The 10,051-nt window shown below is 70.3% G+C and carries 7 protein-coding genes and 2 riboswitches; all 7 genes read right to left on the reverse strand.

The window, feature by feature from the left end; translation table 11 throughout:
* Nucleotides 1–11 precede the first annotated feature (11 nt).
* Nucleotides 12–1,400, reverse strand: coding sequence for an L-serine ammonia-lyase (locus F3J10_RS03615; protein WP_167241062.1), 1,389 nt, complete (start codon nucleotides 1,398–1,400; stop codon nucleotides 12–14).
* A gap of 29 nt (nucleotides 1,401–1,429) precedes the next feature.
* On the reverse strand, nucleotides 1,430–2,575 hold the full coding sequence (locus tag F3J10_RS03620; RefSeq protein WP_025097740.1) for an alginate lyase family protein: 1,146 nt from the start codon (nucleotides 2,573–2,575) through the stop codon (nucleotides 1,430–1,432).
* Nucleotides 2,576–2,718: 143 nt separating this feature from the next.
* Nucleotides 2,719–5,649 carry an aminomethyl-transferring glycine dehydrogenase gene (gene gcvP, locus F3J10_RS03625; RefSeq protein WP_167230961.1) on the reverse strand — a complete coding sequence of 977 codons (2,931 nt, stop codon included), beginning with the start codon at nucleotides 5,647–5,649 and terminating at the stop codon, nucleotides 2,719–2,721.
* A gap of 63 nt (nucleotides 5,650–5,712) precedes the next feature.
* On the reverse strand, nucleotides 5,713–6,096 hold the full coding sequence (gcvH, locus tag F3J10_RS03630) for a glycine cleavage system protein GcvH (RefSeq protein WP_025097742.1): 384 nt from the start codon (nucleotides 6,094–6,096) through the stop codon (nucleotides 5,713–5,715).
* Nucleotides 6,097–6,139: 43 nt separating this feature from the next.
* Nucleotides 6,140–7,258, reverse strand: coding sequence for a glycine cleavage system aminomethyltransferase GcvT (gene gcvT, locus F3J10_RS03635; RefSeq protein WP_025097743.1), 1,119 nt, complete (start codon nucleotides 7,256–7,258; stop codon nucleotides 6,140–6,142).
* 95 nt (nucleotides 7,259–7,353) lie between these two features.
* A riboswitch (glycine riboswitch) is annotated at nucleotides 7,354–7,479 on the reverse strand.
* A gap of 34 nt (nucleotides 7,480–7,513) precedes the next feature.
* A riboswitch (glycine riboswitch) is annotated at nucleotides 7,514–7,615 on the reverse strand.
* Between the two features lie 520 nt (nucleotides 7,616–8,135).
* Nucleotides 8,136–8,540: a hypothetical protein gene (locus F3J10_RS03640; RefSeq protein WP_025097744.1), complete on the reverse strand. Its 405-nt coding sequence runs from the start codon at nucleotides 8,538–8,540 to the stop codon at nucleotides 8,136–8,138.
* 202 nt (nucleotides 8,541–8,742) lie between these two features.
* Nucleotides 8,743–9,795, reverse strand: a complete 1,053-nt coding sequence (locus tag F3J10_RS03645) for an oxidoreductase (protein ID WP_167241064.1) — start codon at nucleotides 9,793–9,795, stop codon at nucleotides 8,743–8,745.
* Nucleotides 9,796–10,051: the final 256 nt, after the last annotated feature.

Here is a 10,051-nt window from a genome sequence, read left to right on the forward strand (position 1 = left end):
TCAAATCCCGTTCAGCACTCGACGATATTCACCGCCAGCCCGCCGCGCGAGGTTTCCTTGTACTTGGTCTTCATGTCGGCGCCGGTCTCGCGCATGGTCTTGATCACCGAATCGAGCGACACGTAGTGGCTGCCGTCGCCGCGCAGGGCCATGCGCGCGGCGTTGACGGCCTTCACCGAAGCCATCGCGTTGCGCTCGATGCAGGGGATCTGCACCATCCCGCCGACCGGGTCGCAGGTCAGGCCGAGGTTGTGCTCCATGCCGATCTCGGCGGCGTTCTCGACCTGGCGCGGCGTGCCGCCCAGCACGGCGGCCAGCGCGCCGGCCGCCATCGAGCAGGCCACGCCCACCTCGCCCTGGCAGCCCACCTCGGCGCCCGAGATCGAGGCGTTGAGCTTGTAGAGGATGCCGATCGCGGCGGCCGTCATCAGGAAGTCGATCACGCCCTGCTCGTTGGCGCCCGGCACGAAGCGCGTGTAGTAGTGCAGCACGGCCGGGATGATGCCGGCCGCGCCGTTGGTGGGCGCGGTCACCACGCGCCCGCCCGCGGCGTTTTCCTCGTTCACGGCGATCGCGTAGAGGTTGATCCAGTCGACCATCGACAGCGGGTCGCGCAGCGCCTGCTCCGGGTTGCCGGTCAGCGTGCGATACAGCTGCGGCGCGCGGCGCTTGACCTGGAACGGCCCGGGCAGGGTGCCCTCGGCGTCGGGGTTGTTGATGCCGCAGCCGCGCGACACGCAGGACTGCATCACCTCCCAGATCTTGAGCAGGCCGGCGCGGGTGGTGTTCTCGTCGTGCCAGGCGCGCTCGTTGTCCCACATCAGCTGGGCGATCGACTTGCCGGTGGCGGCGGTCAGCTCCAGCAGCTCGGTGCCGGAGCGGAACGGGTAGGGCATCTGCTCGGCCGCGTTCAGCACCTTGGTATTGGCCGCGCCGGCCGTCACCACGAAGCCGCCGCCCACCGACAGGTAGGTGGTCTCGCGCAGCGCCTCGCCGGCCGCGTCGCGCGCGCGCAGCGTCATCGCGTTCGGGTGCTCGGGCAGCGCCTGCCGATAGAAGCCGATCTGCTCCTTCAGCACGAAGGGCACCGGATGGCGGCCCAGCAGCGAGAGCGTTTTCGTGTCGCGCACGGCGGCCAGCCGCGCGTCGATGGTATCCGGGTCCACCGTGTCGGGCGCGTCGCCCATCAGGCCCAGCATCACGCCGCGATCGGTGCCGTGGCCCTTGCCGGTGGCGCCGAGCGAGCCATACAGGTCGACCTTCACGCCGGCGACCTGCTCGAGCAGGCCATCACGCTCGAGCCCCTGGACGAACATCAGCGCGGCGCGCATCGGTCCGACCGTATGCGAGCTGGACGGGCCTATCCCGATTTTGAAAAGATCGAACACGCTGACTGCCATGGGGAGTTCCTGTAATGCGGATGGGGTGATTAACGTGCCGGCAGCGGCAGGCACGCAGCCAGCCAGGCGGGCGGCTGCGGCGCGAGCTGCTGCGCGACGCTGTTGTAGCGGCCGTCGAGACGGGCCGCGAGGTGGAACAGCTCGGTGGCGTTGGCCGGCTGCCATTGGCCCGAATAACCGGGCAGGCCCGCCTCGCGACGCTTGGCGTCGAACGGCACCGTGGAGTTCACGAATTCTTCATGGGTCTTCTCGCCGCGCGCATAGGGCACCAGCCAGTCGAGCGCGGCCTGCAGGGTTGCGCCGTTGCTGCCGCGCTCGCGCAGCCAGTTGCGGTTGAAGCGCCGCGCGGCCAGCGCCGCCGTGACCAGCGGCTGCAGGTCGTAGACCGCGTAGTGGACCGCGTCGCGCTCCTCGAAATCGAAGGTGGTGCCGTCCGGCTTGATGTTGTCGGCCAGGTGCTCGACGAACAGGCGCTGGGCGGCGTTCATCATCTTGCGATCGCCGAGCGTGAAGGCCGACAGCGCGATCAGCTTGATCCGGTGGCTCTGCCAGTTGTTGCGCCACACGCCGGTGAGCGGGCGCGGCTGCGCGTCGACCTGCGCCACGTAGCCGGCGCCGAGCTTGGCGATGAAGGTCGAGGCCGCGTTGCGCGTCTTGACCGGCAGCGTGCTGGCGGCCATGTCGTAGGCGATGATGAGGCCCTCGAAGCGGGTCTCGTCGATCGGGTTGAAGTCGGGCTGGTAGGTGGTGACCCAGGCCAGCAGGAAGCGGTTCAGCAGCGCGAGATAACGCGGGTTGTTGGTGACGCGCCAGGCCAGCGCCGCATCGCGCATCAGCTCCATGTCCTTGAGCGCTTCCTCGCTCTGGTCGCGGATGCCTTCGTGCGGCAGCAGGCCTTCGGTATGCAGGTGCACGAGCGCCTTCGGCGCGTCGTTCAGGTGCGCGTCGACGCTGCGCACCAGCGCCTGGATGCCGGGCTCGGCCGAGGTGCTCTCGTTGCTCTGCAGCGCGGGCGCCGCGCAGAAATTCATCGCCGCGCGCGCCGGCGAGGCAGCGGCCGACAGCGCGAACGCGACGCAGGCCGCGAATGCCGGCGCGAACGCGCGCCAATGGGCCTGCCGTACGTGCTGTACATGCCGTGTGGCCATTCGATCCGGAAACACCTTGCGCACCATGCGGAACTCCTCGTTTGGCTGGATGGCGGTGTCAGATGTTAGCCGGACTTGGAGGCGAACGCGACCGCGCGCCATGCGCCCCGCCGCGGGGGCGGGAGGCATGGCGCGCGTCATGACGGGCTCGGCGAGGGGCGCGCGGGCCGTCAGGCGTAGTCGGACATCGGCACGCACGCGCAGAACAGGTTGCGGTCGCCGTAGACGTTGTCCGCCCGGCCGACCGGCGGCCAGTACTTGTTGCCGGCGGCCAGCGACGCCACCGGGAACGCGGCCTGCTCGCGCGTGTAGGCGTGCGTCCACTCGTTGGCGGTGACCACCGCCGCCGTGTGCGGCGCATGGCGCAGCGGATTGTCCTCGCGATCGGCGCGGCCTTCCTCGACGGCGCGGATTTCCTCGCGGATCGCCACCATCGCGTCGATGAAGCGGTCCAGCTCCTCCTGCGATTCCGATTCGGTCGGCTCGACCATCAGCGTGCCCGGCACCGGGAAGCTCATGGTCGGCGCGTGGAAGCCGTAGTCCATCAGGCGCTTGGCGACGTCGTCGACGGTGATGCCGCTGCTGTCCTTGATCGGGCGCAGGTCGAGGATGCACTCGTGCGCGACCAGCCCGCCCGGGCCCGAATACAGCACCGGGTAATGCGGCGCGAGACGCTTGGCGATGTAGTTGGCGTTGAGGATCGCCACTTCGGTGGCGGCCGTCAGGTTGCGCGCGCCCATCATCGCGATGTACATCCACGAGATCGGCAGGATCGAGGCCGAGCCGTAAGGCGCCGCCGAGACCGCGCCGATGCCGTCGGCGCCGCGCGTGTAGCCGGTCGAATGCTGGTTCGGCAGGAACCTGGCGAGATGCGCGCCGACCGCGACCGGGCCGACGCCGGGGCCGCCGCCGCCGTGCGGGATGCAGAAGGTCTTGTGCAGGTTCAGGTGGGACACGTCGCCGCCGAACTGGCCCGGCGCGGTCAGGCCGACCATCGCGTTCATGTTCGCGCCGTCCACGTAGACCTGGCCGCCGTGCGCGTGCACGACCTCGCAGATCTCGCGCACGTTCTGCTCGAACACGCCGTGCGTCGACGGGTAGGTGATCATGATCGCGGCCAGGTTCGCCGCGTGCTGCTCGGCCTTGGCCTTGAGGTCGGCGAGGTCGACGTTGCCCTGCTCGTCGCAGGCCACCACCACCACCTTCATGCCGGCCATGTGGGCCGAGGCCGGGTTGGTGCCGTGCGCCGAGGCCGGGATCAGGCAGACGTCGCGATGGCCCTCGCCGCGCGAGGCGTGATAGGCGTGGATGATCAGCAGGCCCGCGTACTCGCCCTGCGAGCCGGCGTTCGGCTGCAGCGAGACCGCCGCGTAGCCGGTGGCGGCCACCAGCATCTGCTCGAGCTGGCTGATCATGGTGCGGTAGCCGACGGTCTGCTCGTCCGGTGCGAACGGGTGGATCTGGCCGAATTCGGGCCAGGTGACCGGCAGCATCTCCGAGGTCGCGTTCAGCTTCATGGTGCAGGAGCCGAGCGGGATCATCGAGCGGTCCAGCGCCAGATCCTTGTCCGACAGGCTGCGCAGGTAGCGCAGCATCTCGGTTTCGGAATGATGGCGGTTGAATACCGGGTGGGTCAGGTAGGCGCTCTGGCGTTCGAGCTGGGCCGGCAGCACCGGCGCGCCCGGCAGGGCGGCTTCCAGCGCGTCCACCGACGGCGCGGCGGCGCCCGCCACCGAGGCGAACACGGCCAGCAGGTCGGCCAGGTCGGCGCGGGTGGTGGTCTCGTCGATCGAGATGCCCACCTGGCTGGCGCCGGCATGGCGCAGGTTGATGCGCTTGGCGCGCGCGGCTTCGTGCAGCGCGGCGGCTTGCTGGCCGGCCTCGACCGTCAGCGTGTCGAAGAAGCTGTCGTTGACCAGCGTGTAGCCGAGCTGGGCGACGCCCGCCGCCAGCAGGCCGGCGATCCGGTTCACGCGCAGCGCGATGGTCTTCAGGCCGCGCGGGCCGTGGTAGACCGCGTAGGAGCTGGCCATGATCGCCAGCAGGGCCTGCGCGGTACAGACGTTCGAGGTGGCCTTCTCGCGGCGGATATGCTGCTCGCGCGTCTGCAGGGCCAGGCGCATGGCCGGCTTGCCCTGCGCGTCGACCGTCACGCCCACCAGGCGGCCCGGCATCTGGCGCTTGAATTCGTCGCGCACGGCCAGGTAGGCCGCGTGCGGGCCGCCGAAGCCGACCGGCACGCCGAAGCGCTGGGTATTGCCGACCGCCACGTCCGCGCCCCATTCGCCGGGCGGCGTGAGCACGGTCAGGGCCAGCAGGTCGGCCGCCACCACCACGTGGCCGCCGGCCGCGTGCACGGCCTCGGTCAGCGCGCGGTAGTCGCGCACGTCGCCGTTCACGCCCGGGTATTGCAGCAGCACGCCGAACGCGTCGGCATCGGCGGCCTGCGCCGCCGGGCCCGTCACCACCTCGATGCCGATCGGCTCGGCGCGGGTGCGGATCACTTCCAGCGTTTGCGGCAGCACGTCGTCGGCCACGAAGAAGCGGTTCGACTTCGGTTTGCCGTTGCGCTGCAGCAGGGTCATCGCCTCGGCGGCGGCGGTGGCTTCGTCCAGCAGCGAGGCATTGGAGATCGCCAGGCCGGTCAGGTCGGTGACCATCTGCTGGAAGTTCAGCAGCGCCTCCAGGCGGCCCTGCGAGATTTCCGGCTGGTAGGGCGTGTAGGCCGTGTACCAGGCCGGGTTCTCGAGCACGTTACGCAGGATCACGGCCGGCGTATGCGCGTTGTAGTAACCCTGGCCGATGAAGGACCGGAACACCTGGTTCTGGTTCGCCAGCTCGCGCAGCGCGGCGAGCGCTTCCGCCTCGCTCCTGGGCTGCGTGAACGGCCCCAGCGGCAGCGTCTCGTCGCGCCGGATCGCGGCGGGGATCACCGCCTCGATCAGCGCCGCGCGCGAGGCGAAGCCGAGCGTGTCGAGCATCGCCTGCTGGCTGGCGGCGTCGGGGCCGATATGACGTTCGGCGAACGCGTCGTGCGTTTCGAGCGCGGCGAGCGAGAGGGGCGTGCGGTTCATCAGGTGATCCGGATGGTCGAGCTTCATGGCATTCCTGCGGGTTGCGGCGCGCGTGCCGTGGTCGCGCGCGCCGCTCGGGTCGAAAAGGGCTTAGCCGTCGATCAGCTTGCTGTACGCGGCCGCGTCGAGCAGATCGTTGGTGTTGGCGCCGGGGGCGAGCTTGATCTTGAACAGCCAGGCGTCGTAGGCGTCTTCGTTGACCGACTCGGGCTCGTCGATCGCGTCCGAGTTGGAGGCGATGATTTCGCCGGAAACCGGCGCGTAGATGTCGGAAGCGGCCTTGACCGACTCGACCACGCCGATCGGGTCACCCGCCTTCACCTGCTTGCCGGCTTCCGGCAATTCGAGGAAGACGATGTCGCCGAGCGTGCTCTGGGCGTGATCGGTGATGCCGACCGTCAGCGTGCCGTCGGCTTCGGTGCGGATCCACTCGTGTTCGTCGGTGTATTTCAGATCTGCCGGGACGTTGCTCATCGGATGCTCCTGATTGTGTTGTGCGTGTTGGAGGTTCGTGCGCTCAGGCGGCCAATACCTTGCCGTTGCGCACGAACGGGAGTTTTACCACGCGCGCGGGAAGGTTTTTGTCGCGGATTCGCACCTGCACGGTGTCGCCGACGGCAACGCCGGCCGGCACGCGCGCGAACGCGATCGATTCCTGCATGCTGGGCGAGAAGGTGCCGCTGGTGATCTCGCCCTCGCCGTGTGCGGTGAGGACCTGCTGGTGGGCGCGCAGCACGCCGCCCGCCTTGCCGTTTTCCTTCTCGAGGATCAGGCCGACGAAGCCGGCGCGCTCGCCGTGCGCCTCGAGCGCGGCGCGGCCGACGAACTCGCGCGGCGCCGACAGGTCGATGGTCCAGGCCAGGCCCGCGTCGAGCGGCGAGACGGTTTCGTCCATGTCCTGGCCGTAGAGGTTCATGCCGGCCTCCAGGCGCAGCGTGTCGCGCGCGCCGAGCCCGGCCGGGCGCACGCCGTGGGCGATCAGCGCGTCCCACAGCGCTTGCACGTGAGCCGCCGGCACGATGATCTCGAAGCCGTCCTCGCCGGTATAGCCGGTGCGCGCCACGGTCAGGTCGCCGAACGGGGTGCCGGCCACCTGGGCGGCGTTGAAGGGTTTCAGTTCGCTGGTGGCGGCGCGCGCGGCGGGCACCGTGTCCCAGGCCTTGGCGCGGGCGTTCGGGCCCTGCACGGCGACGATCGCCAGCTCGCGGCGCGGCGTGATCTCGAGGCCGAAGCCGCCCTCCTCGTTGAGGCGCTGGAACCAGGCGATGTCCTTCTCGGCGGTGCCCGCGTTGACCACGGTGCGGAAGAAGGTTTCGGTGAAGTAGTAGACGATCAGGTCGTCGATCACGCCGCCTTCGGGGTTCAGCAGGCAGGAGTAGAGCGCCTTGCCGGGCGTGTGCAGCTTGCCGACGTTGTTGGCGATGGCGTGCTCGAAGAAGGCGCGGGCGCGCTCGCCGCGGAAATCGACCACGCACATGTGGGACACGTCGAACATCCCGGCATCGGTGCGCACGGCGCGATGCTCTTCCAGCTGGGAGCCGTAGTTGACGGGCATGTCCCAGCCGCCGAAATCGACCATGCGGGCGTTGAGCGCGGCATGCGCGGCGTGGAGCGGGGTGTGTTTGAGTGCGGTCATCGGGGCCTCGAGGTTCCGTGCGGGCGGGTGCCCGGACGCGAAAACGATTCGGCAAGTGGGTGAGCCGCCGGCGCGCGACGCGCCCGTGGTTCCTTGCCAGCCCCTCTGTCCTCGATACCTGAGAGATTGCACCGCCGTTGACCGGCCGGTGCGCGCCCCTTCGGTGGGCAGCCTGCCGATGCTCGCGCACGTGGCTACTGCCGCTCTCCAGAGTACGAAAAACCTGACGCGCAACCTGGGCTGCGCGTATGTGTTCCGACGCGGTCGGTCCTTTTGCCTGAGAGTTTGTGGGTGTGCCCCTTCGGCGGCGCGGCGGCCTGGAATCCAGGCTGTCGCACGCTCTCCCGACGCGTGCCGGCGAATGTACGCGAGGCCAAAGGGCTTGTCAATTTGCGCAAATTCACGTCGCTTGGCGGCAGGCGGGCAGGGCACGGATGCCGGCCGCGGACCTCGCGGCGCGGCTGTCGGCAGCGGCGTGCCGCCTGGGGACAAGTCGGTGGACAGCCTGTGGATCGAGCGGGGACAAGCGTGCCTGAAGCTGTGGACAAGCCGGTGGATGAATCAGGGGACAAGCTCGGGATAAAGCGGGGACAAGTCGTGGATAAGCCGGGCGATGCGCGTGGATAAGGCGGTGGAAAAGCCGGTGGACAAGCTGGGAGCAAGCCGTGGACAAGCGCTGGACAAGTCGCGTTCGGCGGTGGACAAGTGGCGGCCGCACCCGCATGGCGCGGGCCCGGGCGGGCAGCCGGCGCGATGCCGGCATGGGGGAAGGTAAAGCGTGGAAAGCGAAGCGGGCGGCGGCTCGCATTCGATCGAGCCGGGCCGCCTGCCGAGGGGCCATGTCGCGAGGCGGCCCGAGCGAGCCGCCCAGCCCGTCTCAGACGCCGATCGCGCGCGCGGCCGTGTCGAGTTCCTGGTTCAGCACGCGCTGCTCGTCAGCGGTCAGCCCGCCGCCATGCTGCGCGCTCATGTCGTTGGCTTCCTGGCGGATCACGTCGAGGCGTCGATGCAGCGCCTCGCCCTGCGGCGGCGGATAGGCGCCGCCGTTCACCCGCGAATCGATGCGGTTGCCGAGGCTGTCGATGCGGCCCAGGATGCCGTTCATGCGCTCCACGCCGATCGGCGGCGGAGCGGGTTGCGGCGGCGGGGGCGGCGGCTGGACGGGGATCGGTTGAACGGGGCGTGGACGCGGCGCCGGCCGCTTCGGCGGCGGCGTGACGACGCACGCGGCCAGCGAGGCGACGAGGGCGGCGCCGAGGGCCGCACGGATCAGCCGTTGCATGAATCGTTCTCCTATGGCGAATCGGTGAGGCGCAAGATCCGGGCCGTGCGAAACGGCGTCTTGCAAAGCGAAGCCGGCCCGCGAGGGGCCGGCCGGGGAAGCATGCTTCAGACCTGTCCGAAACGGAAGCCGGTTCCCCGTTGTTTTGTAACCGAATGTTGTTCGCGGCCGGCGAGCTGCCGCCCGGGCGCGGCTCGCAGGGTCAGAACGGCTCGCTGGCGAACGGCAGGCGACGGCCCTCGCGCTCGCTGCGCTCGGCCAGCTCGATGATGGCCATCACGTCCACCGCGTCCTGGGCCGACACCGGGAACGGCGCGCGATCCTGCACCGAGGCGGCCAGCGCGCGGTAGAACTCGGCGTACTGGCCGTCGAGGGTGGGCACCGGCCGCTCGGTCTCGACCTCGCCGTCCAGCAGGTGCAGCACGCCGGGCGGATTGCCGCCGCCGAACTCGACGTCGTCGGGCGTGAGGCCGGCCTTGAGCTGGTCCTCCTGGGTATCGAGGCCGAACTTCTGGTAGCCGCCGCGCGTGCCGAGCACGGTGAAGCGCGGCGCCTCGATCGCGGCCAGCGCGCTCGCGTGCAGGATCACTTCATGGTTCGCGTAGCCCAGCACCAGGTGCACGAAGTCGGCCGCCGCCGCGCCGTCGCGGCGCGCGCGCACCGTGGCGCCGACCGTCTCGGGCCGGCCGAACAGCACCAGCGCCTGGTCGATCAGGTGCGGGCCGAGGTCGAACAGCAGGCCGCCGCCGCGCGTGGCGTCCTCGCGCCAGCGCTGGCGGATCTGCGGGCGGAAGCGGTCGAAGTGCGATTCGAACAGCGTCAGGCGCCCCAGCTCGCCGCTCGCCACCAGCTCGCGCACGGTGAGGAAGTCGCCGTCCCAGCGACGGTTGTGGAAGGGCGCGAACACCAGGGCGCGGTCGGCCGCCAGGCGTGCCAGCGTGCGCGCCTCGGCCGAGCTGAGCGTGACGGGCTTGTCGACCACCACGTGCTTGCCGGCCTCGAGCGCGCGGCGGGCCAGATCGAAGTGGGTGTCGTTGGGCGTGGCGATCACCACGCAGTCGAGCTCGGCGAGCCCGAGCAGCGCGTCGAAATCGGCGACCACGGTCGCCTCCGGGTACGCGGCGCGCGCCTTGTCGGCTTGCCCGGTGGCGATCGCGGCCACCTGCGTGCGGCCGCTGTGCGCGATCACCGGCGCGTGGAAGGTGGCGCCGGCGAAACCGAAACCCATCAGACCAACTTTCAGCAAAGACGTCATGAGCGAATCCTGTCAGCTTGCGAGATCGAACGGAAGGCGGGCGGCGGGCGGTGAAGCGGGCTGGGAGCGGGCCCTGAGGCGGGCAGTCGAGCACGGCGCGCGGCCGCCGCCGCGACCGGCTATTGTGGCACGGCGAACCGGGGCGCGAACGCAGCGGCCCCCATGCCGGCGAGCGCCGCCCGCTCGCGGCACGCCGCGGCGGCCGCCGCGCGCGGTCTTCCTTCGCGCGCTCGCGTCAGCCCTGCCGCGCTCCCCG

It is taken from the genome of Burkholderia sp. Cy-637, assembly GCF_011753175.1.
GTDB classification, from domain to species: domain Bacteria; phylum Pseudomonadota; class Gammaproteobacteria; order Burkholderiales; family Burkholderiaceae; genus Burkholderia; species Burkholderia gladioli.

Excerpts from the sequence above, each read along its gene's own strand:
- gcvT (WP_025097743.1), bottom strand. The coding sequence starts at position 7,258 with ATGACCGCACTCAAACACACCCCGCTCCACGCCGCGCATGCCGCGCTC.
- F3J10_RS03645 (WP_167241064.1), bottom strand. The coding sequence starts at position 9,795 with ATGACGTCTTTGCTGAAAGTTGGTCTGATGGGTTTCGGTTTCGCCGGC.
- F3J10_RS03640 (WP_025097744.1), bottom strand. The coding sequence starts at position 8,540 with ATGCAACGGCTGATCCGTGCGGCCCTCGGCGCCGCCCTCGTCGCCTCG.
- F3J10_RS03620 (WP_025097740.1), bottom strand. The coding sequence starts at position 2,575 with ATGGTGCGCAAGGTGTTTCCGGATCGAATGGCCACACGGCATGTACAG.
- gcvP (WP_167230961.1), bottom strand. The coding sequence starts at position 5,649 with ATGAAGCTCGACCATCCGGATCACCTGATGAACCGCACGCCCCTCTCG.
- F3J10_RS03615 (WP_167241062.1), bottom strand. The coding sequence starts at position 1,400 with ATGGCAGTCAGCGTGTTCGATCTTTTCAAAATCGGGATAGGCCCGTCC.
- gcvH (WP_025097742.1), bottom strand. The coding sequence starts at position 6,096 with ATGAGCAACGTCCCGGCAGATCTGAAATACACCGACGAACACGAGTGG.